This window comes from Bifidobacterium sp. POST2/T3 (B1), from assembly GCF_058197115.1.
The window spans coordinates 1-21,595 of record NZ_JBVPQK010000005.1 but is presented as its reverse complement, the minus strand read 5'-3'; the positions used below and the strand labels follow the sequence as shown (position 1 = coordinate 21,595).

14 protein-coding genes and 1 tRNA gene are annotated in these 21,595 nt (G+C 55.4%); 2 read left to right on the top strand and 13 right to left on the bottom strand.

The genetic code is table 11. The features are described from left to right. Nucleotides 1–239: 239 nt before the first annotated feature. From AC0AP0_RS00720 to AC0AP0_RS00700, 5 genes are all read right to left on the bottom strand, one after another. A complete protein-coding gene (locus AC0AP0_RS00720) occupies nucleotides 240–1,148 on the bottom strand; it encodes a carbohydrate ABC transporter permease (RefSeq protein WP_121912864.1) in 909 nt (302 codons plus the stop codon). Further along, nucleotides 1,141–2,016, bottom strand: a complete 876-nt coding sequence (locus AC0AP0_RS00715; RefSeq protein WP_110425917.1) for a carbohydrate ABC transporter permease — start codon at nucleotides 2,014–2,016, stop codon at nucleotides 1,141–1,143. The genes AC0AP0_RS00720 and AC0AP0_RS00715 overlap by 8 nt, the downstream gene beginning before the upstream one ends. 76 nt (nucleotides 2,017–2,092) lie before the next feature. Beyond that, complete coding sequence (locus tag AC0AP0_RS00710) at nucleotides 2,093–3,400, bottom strand: extracellular solute-binding protein (RefSeq protein ID WP_490428871.1); 1,308 nt, start codon at nucleotides 3,398–3,400, stop codon at nucleotides 2,093–2,095. 733 nt (nucleotides 3,401–4,133) lie between these two features. Further along, nucleotides 4,134–5,561, bottom strand: coding sequence for an alpha-L-fucosidase (locus tag AC0AP0_RS00705; RefSeq protein ID WP_490428869.1), 1,428 nt, complete (start codon nucleotides 5,559–5,561; stop codon nucleotides 4,134–4,136). A 214-nt stretch (nucleotides 5,562–5,775) separates the two neighbouring features. After that, the gene (locus tag AC0AP0_RS00700; protein WP_490428868.1) at nucleotides 5,776–8,520 is read right to left on the bottom strand and encodes a glycoside hydrolase family 2 protein; all 2,745 of its coding nucleotides are present in this window, start codon (nucleotides 8,518–8,520) and stop codon (nucleotides 5,776–5,778) included. A 247-nt stretch (nucleotides 8,521–8,767) separates the two neighbouring features. On the opposite strand from AC0AP0_RS00700, the gene AC0AP0_RS00695 reads away from it, so the two are divergent. Continuing rightward, nucleotides 8,768–8,840 (top strand) — tRNA-Lys (locus AC0AP0_RS00695). Between the two features lie 182 nt (nucleotides 8,841–9,022). Here AC0AP0_RS00695 and AC0AP0_RS00690 read toward each other — a convergent pair. Beyond that, nucleotides 9,023–9,328 carry a type II toxin-antitoxin system RelE/ParE family toxin gene (locus AC0AP0_RS00690; protein ID WP_052733387.1) on the bottom strand — a complete coding sequence of 102 codons (306 nt, stop codon included), beginning with the start codon at nucleotides 9,326–9,328 and terminating at the stop codon, nucleotides 9,023–9,025. Then, entirely contained in the window at nucleotides 9,325–9,606 is a 282-nt protein-coding gene (locus AC0AP0_RS00685) for a type II toxin-antitoxin system RelB/DinJ family antitoxin (protein ID WP_046323923.1), read from the bottom strand. The genes AC0AP0_RS00690 and AC0AP0_RS00685 overlap by 4 nt, the downstream gene beginning before the upstream one ends. Before the next feature lie 779 nt (nucleotides 9,607–10,385). Between AC0AP0_RS00685 and AC0AP0_RS00680 the strand changes: the two genes are divergently transcribed. Further along, nucleotides 10,386–11,714 carry an AbiH family protein gene (locus AC0AP0_RS00680; protein ID WP_313840907.1) on the top strand — a complete coding sequence of 443 codons (1,329 nt, stop codon included), beginning with the start codon at nucleotides 10,386–10,388 and terminating at the stop codon, nucleotides 11,712–11,714. A gap of 380 nt (nucleotides 11,715–12,094) precedes the next feature. Here AC0AP0_RS00680 and AC0AP0_RS00675 read toward each other — a convergent pair whose 3' ends face one another. The 6 genes from AC0AP0_RS00675 to AC0AP0_RS00650 form a co-directional block, all read right to left on the bottom strand. Next, nucleotides 12,095–15,922 (bottom strand): AAA domain-containing protein, encoded by a 3,828-nt coding sequence (locus AC0AP0_RS00675; RefSeq protein WP_313840908.1) that lies wholly within the window; start codon nucleotides 15,920–15,922, stop codon nucleotides 12,095–12,097. 202 nt (nucleotides 15,923–16,124) lie between these two features. Next, nucleotides 16,125–16,760, bottom strand: coding sequence for an ABC transporter ATP-binding protein (locus AC0AP0_RS00670; protein ID WP_045935895.1), 636 nt, complete (start codon nucleotides 16,758–16,760; stop codon nucleotides 16,125–16,127). 57 nt (nucleotides 16,761–16,817) lie between these two features. Further along, nucleotides 16,818–17,492, bottom strand: a complete 675-nt coding sequence (locus AC0AP0_RS00665; protein WP_198205803.1) for a hypothetical protein — start codon at nucleotides 17,490–17,492, stop codon at nucleotides 16,818–16,820. Then, nucleotides 17,485–18,180, bottom strand: a complete 696-nt coding sequence (locus AC0AP0_RS00660; RefSeq protein ID WP_110417762.1) for a beta-carotene 15,15'-monooxygenase — start codon at nucleotides 18,178–18,180, stop codon at nucleotides 17,485–17,487. The genes AC0AP0_RS00665 and AC0AP0_RS00660 overlap by 8 nt, the downstream gene beginning before the upstream one ends. Beyond that, nucleotides 18,177–19,040, bottom strand: coding sequence for an ABC transporter permease (locus AC0AP0_RS00655; RefSeq protein WP_198205804.1), 864 nt, complete (start codon nucleotides 19,038–19,040; stop codon nucleotides 18,177–18,179). Before AC0AP0_RS00655 ends, AC0AP0_RS00660 begins: the two co-directional genes overlap by 4 nt. Before the next feature lie 497 nt (nucleotides 19,041–19,537). Continuing rightward, the coding region (locus AC0AP0_RS00650; protein WP_490428863.1) for a cation-translocating P-type ATPase at nucleotides 19,538–21,595 on the bottom strand (2,058 nt) is incomplete at its 5' end.

Below are 21,595 nucleotides of genomic sequence, written 5' to 3'. Positions count from 1 at the left end.
TTTGTCGGTTGCCACCGCCTGCACCGCATTCCGCACACCTTTTTATGCCATCATCACAAATCTTTCCCTGGTGGTTGTGAATTTGTCTACTTCCTTGCGGTTAGACGGCTGGGAGGATGACTTCCCATCATGCCTCCCCTACGAGATTACCCGGCCGACCGAGGACGACACCCTGCCCTTTCGGATTCCGCCACGATGGGCACGGTCCTGGCACCGGCCTTCGCCGCGCAACTGCCTTTTCACCCCTTCACACCGCCGGCCAGGGAGTATGTCCCCAGGAAGCGGTTGGCGATGACATACATGATCACCACTGGGAGGGAATAGATCAGGGAAAAGGCGGCCAACTGGCCGTAGATGATCATCCCATGCTGGCCGAAGAAGGAGTATATGGTCACTGAGGCCGGCTGCTTGCTGGGCGACAAGAGGAGCATGTAGGGGACGAAGAAGTTCCCCCAGGTACCCATCAGTATGAAGATGCTGACGGCCGCCAGCCCCGGCTTCATCAGCGGAACCACCACCAGTCGCAGGGACTTAAGCATGCTGGCCCCATCCACCCAGGCGGCCTCCTCCAACTCGACCGGGACCGAGTCCATGAAGTTTTTGGTCATCCAGATGGCCATGGGGAGGGAGGATGCCGCAAGGAAGAGTATGGTTCCCGTCATTGAATCCAGGAGGTGGAGCATGACGAAGAGGGAGTAGACCGGGACCATCAGACAGGTGATCGGCAGGCAGGTGCCGAAGAGGATGGTGTAGAGGAAGGGTTTGTTGAACTTGGACCGGTACCGGGAGAGGGGGTAAGCGCACAGAACGGCGCAAGCCAGGACGATCACCGTCACCACGGCCGAGATCAGGAAGCTGTTCCACAGGGGAAGGAAGGTCTGGTCCTTGGTCATGATGGCTGCAAAGTTCTTCAGAGTCCAATGCCGGGGAATCTTGGTCTGGAAGGTGGCTTCCCCGTCGAAGGCGGCGAAGAAGAGCCAGAGCAGGGGGAGGATGAAGGCCACGAAGACAACTCCCATGGCTATGTAGGACAGCCAGGCGGACAGGCCATGCCTGGTGGGCGAGGTTGGGGTGTTCAGCCTCCCCCTGTGCCCGACCGTCCGGGCCGGGCGCCGGCCTGCAACCGGTTGTCTGATTGCTTCACTCATTGGTTACCCCTTTCTCGTCCTTGAGAGCGTTGACATAGACGATGCCGAAAATCGCACCGATGAAGAGCATGACCACGGCGATGGCGCACCCGTAGCCGATGTCGCCGAATTTAAAGGCCACCTTGTAGGCGAAGACTGGCAGTGTGGTGCTCTTGTCTCCGGGCCCACCGGAGGTCATGACGAAGATCAGAGTGAAGGCAGACATGGTCTGCAGGGTGATCAGCATGAGGTTGGTCACTATGGTCTGCTTGATAACGGGAACAGTGATATGGATGAAGACCTGCCAGGCGTTGGCACCGTCGACCACGGCGGCCTCGGTCAGGGACCGGTCCACCTCACCGATGGCGGCCTGGTAGTTCATCATGGAAAAGGCCGTACCTCTCCAGATGTTGGCCAATATGACCGCGAACATGGGAAAGAGGTAGAGCCATTCCGACCCATGCACCCCAAAAAGGGAGAGGATCTGATTGAGGGTGCCCTCTTTTGAGAAGAAGGCGTAGCAGGCGAACCCGGCAACCATCTCGGGCATGACCCAGGCGGCCACGACGGCTGTGGAGACGAACTTGCCGGCGATTTTGTTGGCTCTCTGTAGGAGGACCGCCAGGGCCAAGCCCAGAAAGTTTTGAGCGATTATGGCGCTGACCACGACGAAAATCACAGTCAGCCATACGGATCTGGGGAAACTTGGATCGGTGAAGAGGTGTGAATAATTCTTCATGCCGACGAAGGCGGGCGCTGTGGCGGTGGGCCCACTCAGGGAGACATTGGTCAGTGACCCGTAGAAGGCCCAGATGATGGGACCGAGCATGAAGACGGCCATGAGGACTATGGCGGGCAGGACCGTCCAGTACCGTTTTGCAGTATGCATTATGGCATTTCCTTTCCAGGACGGGAGGTCGGGCGCAGGGCCAAGAAGCAGGCCGCGCCCGACCGATCACCAGGTCCTATTCCCTGGTTGCAACCTTGTCCTGGCCGACGATGCCTGTTACCGCTTGGTCGTAGGCCTTGGCGGCCTCGTCTACCGACATTCCGCCGGTCACCACCTGCTCAGTAGCCTTCTGGATTTCAGCCGAAACCTTGGGGTACTCGCTCACGCTGGGGCGGACATGGGTGTAATCCAGTGCCTTGGTAGTGATCTCCGTGAAGGCGTTGGTGGCCAGATACTTGGGATCCTTGGCCACGTCGGACCTGACCGCGATCTTGGACTCCTTGATGTCCTTCTCCAATGAAAACTCCCTGTTGCCTAGGAGCTTGATGAACTCGAAAGCGAGCTCCGGGTTCTTGGACTTGCCGCCAACAGCCAGGGTCCACCCGCCGGAAGAGGTGACGTATTCTGGTTTCGCACCGGTCTTGCTAGGGAAGAGGGCAGCCCCCAAAGTCTTTTCGTAATCCGGCCACTCCTTGGACCCGCCTTTAATCCATGTGGAGGGCAGCCAGCTGCCGTCCAAGGTAAAGCCGATCTTGTCATTGGGAAGCCAATCCATACTGATCGTCCCGCCGATATTCACATCCTGCGCCTGGGCCGGAGTGGGGGCATAGCCCTTGTCATATATGGTCTTGAGGAAGTTCAGCGAATCCTTGAACCCTTGGGAACCGATGGTCCACTTCCCCGTCTTGACGTCCATCAGGGCCTTGTTTCCCTGCTTGGTTCCGTACAGCAATTGATAGAAGCTCTGCATGGATGTCCCCTCGCCGATGGCCGTCCCGGCGAACATGTTCATGGGGACCACACCCGGCACCTTGGCCTTGATCGTAGCCGCTGTGTCCAGCAGGTCCTGCCAGGTGTGCGGCTGCCAGGGAATAGGAATACCCGCCTTTTCGAAGACGTGCTTGTTGTACCAGATGACCCTGGTGTCAGTGTCGGCGGGGACCCCGTAGACACCGTCACGGCCTGTGCCGATCTTCTTGGCGCTCTCGATGTAGTACTTGTTCCAGTCCTCCCACTTGTCCACGAAGGGCTTGATGTTGTAGAGGTAGCCGGCATCGGCATCGGCCTGCAGACTGTCAGAATCCTGGTAGAGGACATCCGGTGCGGTCGCAGGCGACCGCTGTGACAGGGAGAGCTTGGTCTTGTAATCGGATTCCTGCGCCGAAATAGGCTGCAGGTCGACCTTCTTGCCCGGGTGCTCCTTTTCGAATATCTTCTTTGCCTTTTTTACCTGTGTATCAAACTGAGTGAACTGATCAGTCTTCTGATAGATGACTTTTATGGAGTCACCCCCCCCCCCCCGCGGAAGAGGACGACCCACCACAGGCGGACAAACAGAGCGACACAACTACCGCCAAAGCCGTCAGACCCAGCGACTTCTTCATTTTCTTGCCCATCTTGCTCCTTTGCACTTGTACGGCCCTACCTTGGAATATGGCATCTTCGACTTCTTATCCTTCGGTAGGATCGATTTAATCAATTTAAATGATTTATTTGGAGATTGCAAGTCTCCCTCACCCTGTCAGGGGTGAGTCTCAACCTGGCCCTCTCCCACCAGCACCATTACCGCCCAATCCCATGAATGAGCGGCTTTCCTGACGGTTGAGAGCCCTGTGACCACCTTCTCCGTGGCCTTCTGGCTTTCGACGAAGGAGGCCTTAAGATAGACCGTCACGCTGGGGCCGAAGCGGGCGAACCCGAGCGAGTCAGTTATCTGTCGGATGAAGGAGTAGCCGCCAGACAGGCAGGATCCTCAGCTATGCTCGACCTATTTTATCAATTCAATTGATTTATTGGTCGAGCACTAGGGTTTTCATATGCACCCGTACTCTGGGGCCCGGTTGCCGTGACGGTCCTCAGTGGGGCAGACAGCCGGAAGCCCGCGGTCCCGGCCCCTGCTCCACTTGCCTAGCGGATAATCCAGTAGCGTTCGGTTGGCTTGCCCTGGCTGTTCCCCCGAATAGCCTCGGCGGTCCTGCCTCCGACAGTCGGCGATCCAGTAACGCTCCGCCTGGTCCAGGGAGACGTAAATCCTCCAACCGCCGATGCCGCCTAGCTCATCGCCCGCTTCCCTCGCGGATCAGGCAGGTGTCCAGAGCCACGGGACCACGTGACCTGGTCACGCTGACCTCCAGGTGGCTGGTGGTCAGCGGGCCGACCTGTGTGAAGTGCTGATACCCAACGGCCCCTACTTCTGCCACCTGGCGGAGTTCACCGTCAAGTTCGGCACTGATGACGACCTGCTCCACCCGCTGGCCTACCTCGATGTGCTCGCGAAGAACGAGCCCATCCACCTGCCGGGGGCGGTCGAAATCAATGGCAACGGTGGGATGCTCATCATCCGCACCGGCCAGCCACCAGCCGGAGTCCACATCGGTGGACAGGAGGGCCTGTGGGTCACTCCCGCAGGCATTGGAGGAGACGGACACCTTGGCACCCTCGGTGACGGCCCCCTGCCAGAATTCCCGGATCCTGCGGCCCAGACCGGTCAGGGAATCAACGTCGGGCTGGCTGATCTTCCCCTGGGCGTTCGGCGGCACATTGAGCAGGAGATTGGCGTTCCCGCCGACAGTGTTGGACCAGATGTCGAAAAGTTCGTCAGCTGTGCGCACCTTGCCGTCCTCACTGGCATGGTGGAACCAGCCAGGCCGGATGGAGGTGTCAACCTCAGCCGGGTACCAGACCAGAGGGCCGCCGTACTGCTCAAGAACCTTGCGGCTGCCCAGGTCATCATCTTCAGAGCGCTTGGACCAACCGGGGCTGGCAAGTTGGTCCAGTTCCCCCTTGCCCATCTTCCACTCTGCGTGGCGGAGCGGGGCTGGAACCACACTCCATTCGTTCTCGCGTGCCTTGCCGGCCTCGTTGCCACACCAGCGGACATCAGGTCCGCAGATACTGATGACCGCTTCCGGCTGAAGGGCCCTGATTACATTGAAGTAGCGTTGCCAGTCATAGGCCTGGGTCTTGCCGTTGGGCCCCTCACCATTGGCCCCATCCATCCAGACACTGAAGATGGGTCCGTAGTGGGTAAGGAGTTCTATCAGCTGGTTGACATAGTAGTCGTCATAGGCCTTGCCCTGCCCGTAAGCGGCCTCGGTCCTGTCCCAGGGGGACAGGTAGACACCGAATTTGAGTCCGTGACGGCGGGCAGCCTGGGAGACCTCGCGGACCACATCGCCATTGCCTCCCTTCCAGGGAGAGCTGGCCACGCTGTGCTTGGTGTAAGCACTGGGCCAGAGGCAGAAGCCGTCGTGGTGCTTACAGGTGAGGATCACCCCCGTCATGCCAGCAGCTTTAAAGGTCTCCATCCACTGGTCGCAGTCCAGGTCCGCCGGGTTGAAGAGGGCGGGATCCTCGTGACCCAGGCCCCATTCGCGGTCGGTCATCGTGTTCATGCCAAAGTGCATGAAGGCATACATCTCCATGCGCTGCCAATCGAGCTGACGGCGGGATGGCTTGATATTGGCGAGATAATCCAGATTCATCGGAATCCTTCCTTGGAATTCGTCTTGTCGGTGGGTTGCCTGGGTCTGCGGTCTCCTGGCGGGTCTTTGCACTTCTTTGTCCGAGTCTGCTCATACCCCATCGGGCAGCCGAGACCCAATTAATTAACTTACCTCACAATTACTACGAAAGGAATTGACACGCATGAAGCATGAATCGGAGGGGACACCATTCACCTTCCCCTCGGAAGGATGCTCACAACTGCTGACGATGCAAATCGTTGGCTGTCCGCAGAACCTTGGGAGACAAAAAGGCCTCAGGATTGTCCACAGGAGCCGAGGTGATGTGCCAGACGACCGACTCCCCGGGAAGGAGGGTGGCCATGCCGCCGTCGATTGAGGCAGCAGGGTCCACCTTGTCCACCATGCAGAAGACGTCACGGGCATATGTCCGAGCGGTCAGGGTCAGTCGGTAGCCGCGTTCCTCTGCCTCAATAGAGGCTTCGAGGGGGTCGGGCCGGAGGGCCTGGTCGACAACCTCAGCCGGATTGTAAATGGCCCTAGCAAAACCTGGTTGGTCGGAATTAGCCACGAGAATCTCCTGGGCAGGGTCGCCGAAGGTAGCCACGGCGGCCTCCAGAACCACCTGGGCCTGTCCTCCTGCCGGTATAGAGACCCGGGCGATTTGATCGGCCAGAACGGTTCCATCCAGGCGGCGGCGCTCCACCCGCCACTGGCCTTCCCAGTCCTGACGGGTGTCGTTGACAATGACCAGGGCCAGCTGGTCGGGGGCAACAGGCATGCCAGCCCAACTGTGCTCAGCCCGGTAGGCCTTTGAGACCTCGGGCTGAATGGAGGCTAGGCGAGGAGCGAAGAAATCGCGCGAGGCGAACCAGAGGGGCTTGCGATGCCCGTCATAGTCCACCGCCGCCCACGAGATCACCGGCCAGTCGTCATTGAGCTGCCAGACCAGGGTGCCGGCATTCACCGGCTCCAGCGAGCGCATGTACTCCACCCCGAATCGGATGGCCTGTGCCTGCTGCAGCTGACAGGCCCAGTGCCAGTCCTCAATGTCCTCCCAGCGGTCACTGGGAATCAGCCAGGAATGTGGCCCATCCGAACGATGACCGTTGACCACGCCGCCGTAACTGATGTCATAGAAGTCACCCGGAGTCAGGTGGGAACGCATACCCCGGGAGAGCTTGATGTTGCCATCGATGGCCTTCTGATGGACCAACATTTGGGTACCGAAGGGGTCCAAGGGGCTGTCATGCACCACTCGGGTCAGGGTGCTCCAGGCAGGAGGCGCCTGGTATCCAAATTCGTCAGCGAAGCGGGGCTTGTAATCCCTGTAGGCCCTGTAGTCCTTGTTGTTCCACACATCCCAGATGTGCACGGTCCCGTCGTTGTCCTTGTTGGGCGAGGTGTACTTGGTGAAACTCATCGGGGAACTCGGCAGGTAGATCCTGGTCGGATCCAGCTGTGCGAATAGACGGGGGAAAAGATCCGAATAGTATCCATCACCCCAAGGGCGTTCCCCGTAGCCGTACGCGTTGGGGGCGGCCGAGGGGTCGGCCAGAGCGTTCTTGAACCCGCCCCAGTCGGCATAGGCCGTGTAGTTCTCGTTGGATCCGTTCCATACGACCAGGCTGGGGTGCGGGGAGAGCCGGCCGATCTGCTCCCGGGCCTCCGCCTCAACCTCTGACCAGTTATCCGGGTCCTCCGGGTAGGCGGCGCAGGCGAACATGAAGTCCTGCCAGACCATCACCCCGTTCTCGTCCGCCATGTCATAGAAGTCATCGGACTCGTAGTATCCACCTCCCCAGATCCTGACCATGTTGGAATTGGACTCGACCAGGTCCTTCATCCGGCGTTGGTAGCGATCCCTGTTCATCCGGGTCATGAAAGCATCGTCGGGAATCCAGTTGTAACCGTGGGCATGCACCGGTACTCCATTGACGGATATGCGGAAGGGACGGCCGTTCTCGTCGGCCGCTGTGTCCACACTGACCGTGCGGAAACCCACCCGGCCTGCCCACATGGCCTGGGGACGGGATTCATGGGACCCGGCGGCCGTCTCCTCCTGACCTGCCGTGACATCGACTGTGTAGAGGGGGTGGTCACCATAGCCCAGGGGCCACCAGAGCTGTACATCCGGCACCCTGAGGACCAGGCGGACCGTGTCCGCGCCGGCACGGAGGTAGGAGCACGCCTGGACGTCGGCTCCGTTGCCACCGAGATGGACCCGCACAGGTATCCCAACAGACTGGGTGCCAGGCCGGGCCGTCTCATCGATGCCGGATCTGCCGCGACCACCGGCGCGTTCCAAATCCACATCCACGGTGAGCAGGCCCTCGCCCTGGTCGTCGACATCTACCAGCGGGCGAACCTGGGCAATTCTGACACCGGACCAGGAATCGATGCCTATGGGTTGCCAGATTCCAGCATTGGCCACGTCGATTCCCCAGTCCCATCCGAAGGACGAGGCCGCTTTCCGGAGCTGGTTGAAGGGGTGGTTGTCATGAGGGTAGTAACCCAGAATCGCCTGCCGTCTCTCCCCCTCGCGGACGGGAGAGGTGAAGGAGACGACCAGCGTGTTTCCCCCCTCCTTGAGTAGATCGCGCACATCCCACCGGTAGGAGCGGTAGGCGTTCTGGGTGCTGCCAACCGGTCGGCCGTTGAGTTCCAGTGCGGCTACCGTGTCCAGTCCGTAGGCCACCAGGTCGTGACGCTGCGAACCGTCGTCGTGCCAGTCGAACCGGCAGGTGAACTGCCAATCCACATCCCCGATCCACTGTTGGGCCTGTTCATTGTCCCCGTCATAGGGGTCACCGATCAGGCCGGCACGGAGGAGGTCCATGGTCGCCTCCCCCGGTACTCGGGCCTCGACCCCATTGGCCAGACGATCGCGTAGATCCTCCGGCGCCACCTGAGGATTGAGGGCTGTCATGGTCCAAGCCCCGTCAAGAGGGGTGAATGTGGATGGGTGATGTGTGAGCATGGTGCTTGTCTTCCTTGTCTTGCGCTCCGTCGGCAGAGGCTTCAACCTTTCCCCGAAGTCCCGTGATGGTCATTCAACGCGGTGTACTCCTGCACCACACTAGCAAAGGGACGGGCCGAACTTCAGGCAGCGACGAGTCTGGCAATCGGGAGGGTCAGCCGTCAGGAACCAGGCCCGATGGGGTCATCCGGTGGACAGGCCGTCACGATGTGCCGTCGGCCAAGTATGAGGTATACTGTGCCATGTTGCCCCTCTGGCTCAATGGTTAGAGCAGCGTCCTTTTAAGTCGTGGGTTGTGGGTTCGAATCCCACGGGGGGCACTTTGGATTGCCGATTATTTAATACCAGTTACTAGGTTCCGTAAAAGATCAATCCCACGAGAACACGAGATCTGATTCAATGCCCAGGTATCACAACCCTCACACAGCAACCATTAGGGCCATCCGCCTGCGCAATAGTAGGCAAGGCTTCGTATGCATAGCCTTGATCCATTTGCTGAAGCTCAGTATCTGCCGCGCCTGCCCAGCACCTGATCGTGGGATCCCAGTCGCAGTATATAGGCGGCATCGCCCTCCCTATGCCACACCAGCAGCAAATCTCCAGCATTGCCTATATGGCATTCATATACTGCTGCATAACCTTGCAGTATATGCATTCGATGACGCGCCTCTAAAGTACGAAGCGATGCTTCGGAATTCTCTGCTATCAGATCTAGCACCTCCTCGACCGGCTCTAATGGGACGTGCTTGCGAGCCATGCGCTTCAAATCCCTCGCGAAAGCACCAGTGGGAACCAGCGCAAGCCTCATCGGTCCACGCCAGCAGTTGCCAGCACGCCATCCACCAGGTCCTTTCCTGTGGCATACCCCTTAGTCTTCCCCCTCATGGCTAGAAGGCGCGATTCCTCCAAGGCTTCTTCGGTTTCGACAGGTAGGCCCAAGCTGAAGTCCAAGGGCACCCGCTGCTCCCGAATAATCTGCTTGTAAAAGGCTCTGGTGACCGTAGTCATATCCAGACCAAGCTCCTTCACGATATGATCCACCTGTTGCTTGTCTGCATCGGATATACGCACCGTAACCTGAGACATCTTCTCCATCGGAGCCCACCTTCCTTGTTATCTACAATTTTGTATTAAGGTGCAAAAATACAGGAGATTTCATACTTTAATACAAAATTGCAGTACATGGTAATGCATCAATGTGCATAGCTGACAGCAATAACACCCATCTGTTGCTTCATGGTGTGAGAGCGATGGATTCATTCATCCTTGTTTATCCTCAGTGATGTCTTTGCCAAGCTCGACCCGTTCGACTAATACTCACAGCTTTTAGGCAGGTTCAAAACATGCACAATGCCTTTTCCCTATGTGGGCATAACCGGACCCGATTCGACTGCTACAACTACAGTGAAGAAAGCCAGGCACCATTTAAATCCCTTATCTATATTCTTCGAAGGTTATCGGCACAGACTGCATACGGAAAGCTGATCAGATTGAAGAAATGCACAGTTAACGCCACCAGAGATTACATATTCCGTTATACATTTACTCACTGACCCTTAGCAAAAAGTCTCTTTTAATTACTTGAAGTAGTTAGCATACAGCCCTTTTCCGGTCTTTGGAATCCCTCTGAACAGATGCTTGTCCCGATGTAGGAAGCCCGCACTTCCTCCTCCATTGCTTATAACAACTTATACGAACTCAAACATGTTACGAATCCGTGATGGTCTGTTCTCGGGGGCATTACACAAACCAACTCGGCGTACATGCAGATGAGACCGATTTATCCGGTTTATTCCATGCGTTATATCAGGAGATTATTATGCATATTTAGATATCTCGATGATTAGGCAATAGGAAGGGATGTCATGCCGGTTCCTGATCAGTTGGTAATCCTCGGCAATGGTTTTGACCTTCAGTGCGGGCTAGCTTCGACATTTGAGGCTTTCGAGAACCCACGCAAATATATGATTAGCACAATCATACGAACTTATGCGCACAAGGGCTATGTAGGTGGCATATCTCTGACGCCTAGTGACGATCAAGAGCAACCAGGTAAATCTCTGGCTGCTGATTTCCGGGCTCAGGGAATTACTGCTTGGGATCTTATTCTTATCGCAGACGAACAGGTACGAACATGGTATGACGTGGAAGCTTGTATCAGAGACTGGCTCACGGGCTACGCGGAAGGCCATCAACGTCCTGGTGAGAATCAGTTACGAGCAGTAAGAAATGTATACTCGCAATATATAGAAGTAACAAAACAACCAGTATCCATCGAAGACTTCGTCGCAATGGCAAATTTGAACAACTGTCTTAATGATACCAAATTTGAACAACTGTCAGTGGACCAACAGGTCGCTAAGCTATTGCTCAAATGGTATAAATGCGATGCTGACGATGATTCGATTATGAAAGTTATGATGCAGGAGCTCCATCGCTTAGAAACAGCTTTCTCGAATTATATGGAAAATGAAGTCGCTGGCAACAAAAATTACTGTAACCATGCCTGTCTTTTACTAGATGGGCTCATGAATGATCAACTAAACGATTATGATTCTCTGCTCGTCAATAACACATACAAAATAGGTGGGGACATCTCATTCGGAAGCTCTTTCAATAATGTGAGAATACTTGATTTCAATTACACCGACCCCATCTACGGCATCAAACCCGCACCTACCCTCATCAACATCCACGGGAACATACATGGCGGGGGCATCGTTTTCGGAATCGATAGCAACAGCGTCGATACCGATGATTCCAATTACCCAGGTCTGGTCAAATTCACCAAGACCTATAGGCTCATGGCACTGGGCAAGGGCCGCAAGACCGAACTGGTCCATCCCCATGTAAGCGGACAACCAGGCAGTGAAACCAACATGATTAAGTTCTTCGGCCATTCCCTGGGTGACCCTGATTACTCGTACTTCCAAGCCATCTTTGATGAAGTGAACCTGTACGGAAGCGATACCCGACTGGTCTTCTACTACAACCAAAACCGCTCGAATGAGAACGACGCTGATAGGGAGAATGGAAATACGGCAGGAGAAAACGCACAGGAAGAGATGTTCGAGAAAGTCAACCGACTCATCACCACATATGGGCAAACTTTGGACAACAAGGACCACGGCCGTAACCTCATGCACAAACTGCTCCTGGAAAACAGACTCAAGGTCGTCCAAGCCCCGGTCTGACAGGGGTAACCGCTTTCTGAGGCAATCCCTTAACTGTCAGAATGCGAGCCAGCCTGACTCTGTAATCTTCTTAACCTTGTGCAAGCAAATTATGCACTCGGTTGACGCTGGGCTTGGCTGCAATCACCTTTCGGCAAGAGCATCTTTGGAACCACGCCGCTGATTGATTATAGCCATGCTACGTCAGAAGCTGTGGGCCGATTGCCACTCCGACCCTACCTGGAAGCCACCGAACAAGAGCAAATAAGCAACCAAAGCGTAAGGCAAAGTCACTAATGCCCCTGCCTCACTTTTTAATCTGAAGCAGAGATATTGGACTTACAGACCAGAAATAGCATGCTGTAATTAAAGGAATTCTGGCTGCACCTTTCCCACCCCACTCAGTTTTCTGCGCTCGCCTCCACCGGCAGGTCCTTTGCAATCCTGGACGTATAGGTTCCATTCTTCCAATCAGCGAGGTTGCCGACCACATAGACACGGCGCTTAGCTCGCGACACAGCGACGTTGAGCAGATTGGGCGACCCGTTAACCCATGAACGAGAGCCTTCTCCACGCCTGCCAACTCTGCTGCCAAGGACGATGAAGACCACATCAGCTTCCCGCCCCTGGGAGGTGTGTACGGTTCCGGCCTGGCTTGATGCCAGCCGGTTCGCCTCGCTGCTGTTGCAACCAGTGCATCGCCGCAAGGCATCCGCAAAGGTGTCGCACACCCCGTTAGCCACAGCCCTGAACGGAGCGATGACCAGAATATTGGTGGGGTCGATCCCGCCCTGGAAGAGCCCGCACAGACGCTTGCGAAGTTCGCAGCCTTCCTGCGGCCTCCACTGCGTTCTCCCGGCTTCGCCGAATTTCGGCGGCACATCGTACCAGCAGGAGGCCGGCAGCTCATCGCCCGCATGGGGTCCGGACGAATATGCGCAGGGCTGATGCTCCGGCCCTACACGAACCATCCTGCCAGAGTAGGCCATATCGTTGCACATGGAGAACATAGGCTCATCGCAGCGCCGATGGACCACCAAAGGCATCCCCAGCCAATGGTCATCCGTCTCGTCCAAAAGGCCACAAGGCGTCTGGTAATCAACCAAGGCCTGCATACTTTCGGACTCCAGTCCCAGGCGCTGGAGATGATGGGTGCTCGCCAGAAGTTCACGCATCGGCTTGGGCATGGTATCCACGGGCTGAAGCTGCATAGGATCTCCAACTGCAACCGCATGTTTCACGCGCTGCAGCAGACCGGCAGCAGCCTGGGGCAGGGCTTGTCCAGCCTCATCCACAATCGCCCAGCCGAGCGCCTCCTTGCCTATCCCCGAAAACATTCTGGATATTGAAGCAAAGGACGAGGAAACGACCGGGATCACCAGGAATAAGGTCTGCCAAGCCACCAGTCTCTCTTCATCCGTAAAGCTATTCGACTGCATCACGGCGCAAACGAGGGAAAGATTACACTTGAATCGGTAGGAAGCACCTATGACGGCCTGCTGGTGAAGAGCTAGCGCATTGATGTAAACCTCCGTCCGCGCCTTGCTCCATTCCCGGTCCATCCACACAACATGATCATCGTCAATGTCGGGCCTAGGCCACTGAACCTGCTCAGCCTCAGTAATCTGCTGCTCTAGGTCTTTCAACGTTTTGTCCAAGATCGTAATCTGTGTTTCGCATTCCCCTAACTTCTGATCACCGACTTCCAACCCTCTGTAGAGGGACTGCAACCGCTGATGGGCCGTGCTGGCCTGCTGATCAAAATGTTGCTTTGCACGACGTGCCTGCTCCAGATCAGTACGTACCCTAAGCTCATCCTGCTGCCTTTCGTGGCTGTGGAAAAACGACCTTAAAGGATGCGCCTTCCAATAAGACAAGTGAACCTGACAAATGCTATCAGCCTGCTCCCAAACAGCATGCGCTTTATTGACAGCCCGGCCAACCTCCGACATTTGCTGTTCCACTGATTGAATCTGTCTGACATACTTTGAGCGGTTTGCTTTCATGCCATGAAGTAGTTCATTGAGAGTTTCCAGCTTGGTCGATAGCACAGTTCGCTGATTGCACAAGTCTGAATAAGAACGCGCAAGATTGTACTGGGTAATTTTCTTGATGCGAATGCTCTTTTCTTTCTCCAATGCATCATTAAAGTCATCCTTGGCCCGTACCCATTTTTCCTCGCTGCCTTTTTCACCTGGCACGTATTCCAATGATTTCTTTATAAATCGTTCGAAGGGCTTCAGGAATTGTTTTTTATTGCTCATGTTCCCCAAGACCGCCGATATAAGAGCCCAAGCGGAGGAGGTATTTAAAGAGCTGCTCCCTTTCTCCTGACTATTGCGATCGGCAATATGTCCGGCAATGTCGCGAAAAGCGAACCCACAAGGAGCCTGTTTGAAGTGACTCCCAATGTAGGATTCCCACTCGCTGTCTATAGCATCGACACTGGGCAGATCCCGGCTTACGTTTTCCACAGCCTTGTTATTACTGGAAGCAATGACAATCTCAAAGCCGGTCACAGACGGATTAAGCGTCCAGTAGTCATAGTCCTCGTTTGAGGCTGCTGTGGCCTTCCTCAGAGATTTAAAAATATCCAAAGGACTGGAGAGTTCCGCCAACCGCCGGGCCCTGGCCACAATAATCTCGGCCACCACATCCTTGAGCAGGGTGGTCTTGCCTGTTCCAGGAGGGCCATTGACACCTAGAAGCGATGAGCTGCCATATCCTTCCAAGGCCGCCCGTATTTGATTAATCGCCAGCTGCTGGCCTGTCGACTGAAATTGATTGGAAGCACTTGGCCATCGCCCGAACGGCATGCTGGCAGGTTCCGTGAAGTCGCCGACCAGATGCCCTTCGGGGTCCTTCTGCAGATCGAGCCGTCGAGGATGACCAACCGATAGATATTGCCTGACCGGTTCAGAAAATATTTCAGGCCCATTTTGATAAAGGTCCTCAAGATCTTCGAGGAAGAAGGAGTCCATCATTTCGCCATTCAACGATTCTGAACTGGCTTCCAGATGGCAATTGGCATAATCCCTGATCAGAGGTGAGCCGTCAGCGCGAGCGAAAAGAGGAGAGCTACTCACCGCGCGGTCATCCAGTCCCATCCGATCCGCTGCATGCTCAATGAGGCTTTCGATCTCATAACTGCCGACCGGACCTGCCTTGTACATCGGTCGGCCTGCTTCGTCCCCAGAGTCTTCCCCAGCCAGACGATTGAATTCGGATTCGAGATTGCTTTCCGTATCGTCAAATACTTCGATATGTGGCCACCCAGCCGGGCAATCGGGCCAGCCCTCATGATTGAACAGGCAGGAAACCGCTTTGGCATATTGCGAGAGCATCAACGATCTTGGGACCAGACAGCCATCATCCCCTACGCAGAACTCCATGAGGGAAGCCACGGCAGAAGGACCGCCAGCGCGCTTGCTCTGCCGATGGGCAAGCTCCTGTAACACCTCATCCTGAGCAGTCTCCTCGGCTGGCGAGAGCTCTCGAACAAGCTTGGCTGCCTTCAACAGCGCATTCGTGACTACACGCTGGGAGAGCCCGACTGCTATTCGAAAACGTTCATGCCTAAGCCATCGATTTTGTCGTCCTACCCCTTCTTGCTGCTCCGAGCTCTCGCCAGGTTTTACCACCTGGTGGACGGGACGACGTGCGAATCGACGGTCATAGTCCTTGCGATAAACGGCACAGGCTGAGCCAGGTCGATTGGCCTTTGCTGACAGCTTTTCCACCACCTGTAGCAGGCGCGAAACCATGGAATCCGTCAGCTCAGTACCTGCCGGCAGAGGGCCGGGCTGCTCAGCCACCTCTAGCCATAACCGGTTCGTCTCCCCAAGCAGACCGGTTATAGTCTGTTCGTCGAGCCCTGATTTTGCCGCCTGCGCACGCAGCCAATTCTCGGTATCCTCTGCGAATGAGAAGGGTTTGGTCAGCCGAGCGTACATGTCTGTCTGCAGCCGGTATATTTTCCTGCTCTGCAGGTCGTTATAGAGGTTTGTATAGGAACGACGCTCATTGTCAACCGGCCCGATGAGAAGATCAGCATGAATGCCATCCCATGGAAGTCGCTCCTGCTCAGAAACGCTTACCCTGTGGTCGTCGTTGCGGGAGGAGGATAAAGCAATGAGCTGGTCATCCCTCCAATTTTGTGGCGAGAACAGTTCAACCGCGCACCAATATGACAAAACATCCATTGCATGCTGTTGCTCATCGTCCCCCATATTTGCCAGTATGCGGATAAGCGGGGACAGGCACGAGAATCAGGATCCATGCTCCAGGAGTCAAACTGTTAGACGGAAGCATAAGGTTATGGACGCGCACAAGTCGCAAGCCAGGGCAGGGACACCGAATCTGACCGAATCCCGTATCAACCTTAAAACCGTCAAGCCCAAAAGGAATTGGAATAAGTAGGCTCCTAGCACGTTACGGCATCTGGCTAAGTGCTCCGTCATTCATGTGGAAAAATTCATCTGCGATTTGCTTAAGCTCACCCTGGTGGTGACTGGCGATGATTATAGTCCTGCCCTGATTGCGCTGCCTGATCATCTCGTCCAGGAAGATCCCCACAGAATGCTCATCCAGACCATTCGTAGGCTCATCCAACAGAATCAGACGCTGGTGTTCCATTAGGGCCTGCACAATAGCGAGCTTCTGCCGCATGCCCAGCGAATAGGATTTAACCTTCTCATCCACATGGCCATCAAGGCTGAATTCAGTCAGTAGCCGTTCAGTTTCATCAGCATCAAAAGTGTGGTTGATGTTCCCCAGATAACGGAGGTTCTGCATGGCAGTTTCACTGAGCACAAACCCCGGGTTCTCGATGATCAGGCCGATGGGCTCAGGAAGTCGACGATTGAAAACCACAGGCTGACCTCCAATTGTAACCTTGCCGGAATCCGGCCGTATAAAGCCGCATATGGCTCGCAGCAGCATTGTCTTGCCCGATCCGTTGGGACCGACTATGCCATAAATACGTCCTGAATCAAATTCAGCTTCAACTTGATTGAGCACCCGCTTACCTTTGTAGGTCTTGCTCAGGCTGTCAACATGAACGAACATGGGGAGTTCTCCTTATCAAATGGGCGTTAATTGTGCTATGAGGCGGCTTCATGACACTCACGCGATTCGGGGATGATCGCAGGCCACAGCGTTCGCGGCAATCAGCGCGACCGTAAGGGCAAGCAGCGATGGAAGCCATAAGGGTAGAGGACCTGCATGCGCCGTGGAAAACCACCGCGCAGCCGGCCAAAAAGACAGTAGGGACGCATAAATAACGAGAGCAACAATGTAGCCAGCCGCCCGGTTTGCCAGAAGATAGGAACAGTTAACCATAAGAAGCATGCAGAACAGGGTCAGGCCAGCACAAATAGCGGTTGACAGCAGTTGACCAGGAACCAGATCAGGTATCACCACAAAAGCGATGCATACCTGAATCCCTGTAAAGACCAGGCAGTAAAGGGCTAAAAGTGCCAGGTAACTGGCGAAATGTCGAATCCCCCGATCCTGACGGATGTAGACCAGCGGATTCGGTATAGCCAGGTATTCCGAAAGCTGCTCAAGAGGCAGGGCCATTCCAGTAATCATGAAAACCAGGGCGTGCATGTTAGTCAAGAGATTTGACTCCTGGGGATTTTCACTGAGACGGTACATACCCATAAATATGCTACTTGGTTTCCTACTGAGATAGTAGTTGGTCACCAGAACGGCAAAGGCCAGCAGAATAAGGGTCCGCAGACCGTTACGTGGTCCAAGTTGCTGCATTGCTCTTCGTAGCGCGTGCATTTCAATCACCCAGTCGATCAGTATTACCGAAAGCTGATGAGTTAGCCAGAACCATAACCGGGCAATAGATAATGAAAGGGACAATCTGTTGTATAACCACAAATTTCCAATAAGGAGCAACAGGGTACCAAAAGTAAAATACAAACCTAGTAGCGTTACCCGCCAGTGGACTCAACAACCAATCCGCAATAGCGAAAAAACCAATGATAATAGGCAGGAATCGTCCCCAGGATATTCCAAGGTTGTTCAGCAGCAGGCAGACCAGACCCACAGAGATAATCATCATGAATATTTGCACAGGAACCATCAGGGAAACAGACAAAGCCATAGGTGTTATCTGCTGGCCCTGCAATGGGAAATCAATCAAGAAAAACAACAGCCACGTGTATAAAGCTCCGACGATACCGACAAGTGTGCACCACAGCAAGTTGGTTTTCAACTGCAAACGCGGATCGCGCCTGACCATTTCGAAGGTCGAATACCTAGCACTTCCAGCGTATAACAGCATCAGGAATACGGGCAATACTCCGATAGTGGGGCAGTTGAGCATGAACCCCACATAGTCCATCACTGGATCCTTCTCCATGTTGAGAAATAACTGGGTCGTGCAATAGATAAAGCCAAATAGGAAGAGTCCGGTAAGAACCATTTTGGAACCGAAGGAGGAACGACGCAGGTAGATCAGATGATTAATCATGAAACATCTCGGCTTCGTTTGAATGCAACAAGTGAGGCCGATATGACAACCGGCAGGCATACCGAAAGGGCCATTCCTACGAAGATCTGCACAAGTTGTCGAGAATCTGCGCCCCCAGGAGCAGGGAAGAGAAATATCATATGGCTCCATTGGTCGGGCACAAGAAAATTGGTCATCCCTGGGAGCATCCACCAGAGCATGCTAAGGACGAAGGGGATGAGAACTTCAACATACCTATGGGTGGTAAAGAACGATGCAGCGACGGCAATATCTGCGAACAGGCCCGAAAGAATGAATACCATTAGCATGACCGTGAGGATAGCCAATGGCTGATTGAAGCGGTACAACGGATACAGCCACGAATCTGAATAAATGAGCACGTATTTGGATCCGTCAACCAAACCCGTGGCATCCGCGACATCACCATTGATGAAATTCATGTGTGGGTTCATGATTGCCGCAATAACCAAGTTTATCAAAAGCGGGCTCAACCCCCCTATGCCTCCCAAAACAAATCCGGATGCCAGCGAGGTGTTCATGATTTTGCCGCGTCCCTCGCGTCCCAGCATTCCACTCATGCGTCGACTATGCCGCTCGATTGCAGCTACACTGCCGCCTACAAGAGCAGCAAGAAAAGGAAGAATGAATAGATAAAGTCCCGATCCAGTCCCATCGCAACTGAATAACATCACGTCGCTGAGGAAAGTCAGTTCATGACCAGGAGCTAACCGAAAGCCAGCATAATGCGTCGTCGAATACTGGATTAGGAAAAGTGCAATCGACATCGCAATTACCGAAACCATTCGAAGACTAGTCAAGCTGCGAGAGATTTGAGCCTTAGCCAGGGATGTATTAATCAAAATACTCCTCCGTTGAACATAAGAGTTGACAAGTCCCTTCATCCATCTAATGGTCGATGAGGCTAACCGTTGCCTCACTCACACTGAACCGGATCTCCGCACACCGTAACACTGCCATAGTGACTAATGTTTGTAACACTTTATTGAGAAATAAGTCTCACTGTCAAATCAGCGTTTCGTCATCTTCTATTTTCCAGCTCTAATACGGCCGAATTCACATCGAAAAGCTATAGTCATTCCTCGACACTCTGTATCCCTTTATCATTCAAACGGTTGCTAATTGTGCAGGAAAGTTGAAAAATGGGCCAAACTGCAGATGAAACCGACAGTGTCAATGTTGATAATTTTGTTCAACACTACCTCTGTATGGAAAAGAGTGATGAAGTGGCACACAGCTGATCCATAATGGCTTTGCGGAAGATGAAGTAGGGCGCAAACTGTGCCCTCACTGAATGCGGCGACAGCGAGTGCAGTCGCCGCATCAGGAAGAAGCGATGTTATGCCCGTACCCGTCTGACTGCCCAGTTGAATAGTTTGCGCAGTTCCGAGGCCACAAGGACCAGGGAGGCCAAAGCGATGCACTCCAGCCAGGCCTGGGGCTGGAGGGGGACAGTGCCGAAGGCCTCGCCCAGGAAGGGCACGTAAATCACCAGGAGCTGGAGCAGTATGGAGACACCGATGGCGCCCCAGAGCCAGAGATTGCTGAAGAGACCCAAGAAGGCCGACTTGCGGGAGGAGCGGGAGGCCAGTGCGTTGAAGAGCTGGGCGAAGACCAGGATGGTGAAGCCCATGGTCCGTGCCTCCCTGATCTGCGCCTCGTGACCGATTGCCTGGACGGACCTGTCGGTGAAGAGGCCGCCGCTCAGGTGCATGTCCATGCCAATCAGGGTGACCACAGCCATGACCAGGCCTATGTAGATGATGTCAATCCACATGTCCCGGTCGATCACCCGGTCGTTGATGGATCGAGGAGGGCGATCCATCAGATCGTCGGTCTGCGGGTCCACGCCCATGGCCAGCGCCGGGGCCGCATCGGTCAGGAGGTTGATCCAGAGCAGCTGAGTGGCCAGCAGCGGCACGGTCACGCCTGCCATGCCGGGCTGCGATATGCCCAGAAGACCAGCGAAGACCACACCGCCGAAGACCGTGAAGACCTCGCCCATGTTGGAGCTGAGCAGGTAGCGCAAGAACTTGCGTATGTTGTCGAATATGCCTCGGCCCTCTCGCACGGCCTGGACGATGGTGGCGAAATTGTCGTCCGCCAGGATCATCTTGGCCGATTCCTTGGTGACCTCGGTCCCGGTGATGCCCATGGCCACGCCTATGTCCGCAGTCTTGACAGCGGGGGCATCATTGACGCCGTCGCCGGTCATGGCCACAACATTGCCCTGGTCCTGGAGCGATTCGACGATTTTCAGCTTGTGCTCGGGGGCCACGCGGGCGTAGACGGAGACCTTGGAGGTGGTCTCCCGAAGTTGATCCGAGTCCATGGCATCCAGCTGCTCGCCGGTGCAGGCGGGCTGGCCGGGCTTGATGATACCCAGGTCCCCTGCGATTCTGGCCGCAGTGAGCGGATGGTCGCCGGTGATCATGATCGTTCTGATACCGGCCTTGTGAGCCTGGTCCACCGCCTGGCGGACCTCGGTGCGGGGCGGGTCGATGATGCCGACCATGCCCGTCCAGATCAGATTGCTCTCAAGTCGGGTGCCTTCCTGGATCACCTTGTCGGCAGACAGACGGACCGCCGGGGCATGCTGAGATATCTGAGACAACTGGTCCGCCTGGTCTGTCCCAACCGTGCTTGACGGCTCCTCCCCCTCATCGGATTCGGTCAACGCCGACAGCTCCTGGTCGGATATAGGCCGGAAAGCCTGTCCCAAAGTCCTGTACGCATCCGCCGAGAGGCTGCCGACCCGGGCAAGTATCCTCTCCCTATCGGCACTAGTCATAGACCTGACCTGGCCACCATCGAGAATCCGGTCGCATCGGCCAAGCAGCACATCGGGAGCGCCTTTGCAGAAGAGTCGCGATCGCCCTTCGCCGCCATCATTCGGGGCAGCCAGAACCGACATGAGTTTGCGCTCGGATGTGAAGGGAATCTCGGCCAGACGGCGATAGCCATCAGCCTTGGCATCGGCACCGACTTTACGGGCGGCGACAATCAGCGAGACCTCTGTGGGATCACCGACGATCTGCCAGTGACCCTGTCCCGATCCAGACTGGGCCTGGGAATCCGGTTCGGCCTCGTCCACCTGCCAGTGAAGGTCTCCGTCGTTGGCGATGGTCCCGACCATCAGGGTCTCTTCAACCGCCTCAGCCAAAGTCGAATCGATGGTGTCCGTCGGCCGGTCGTCGGAACCTCCGGCCTCGACCGGCTGCATGGTTCCCTCCGGAGCGTACCCGGTGCCAGTGAGCCTGACCTGCCCCGAGGGGACGACCACCCGTTCAACGGTCATTTCATTGCGTGTAAGAGTCCCTGTCTTGTCGGAGCAGATGACTGATGCCGATCCCAGGGTCTCCACCGAGCTGAGCTTCTTGACGATGGCATGATGCTT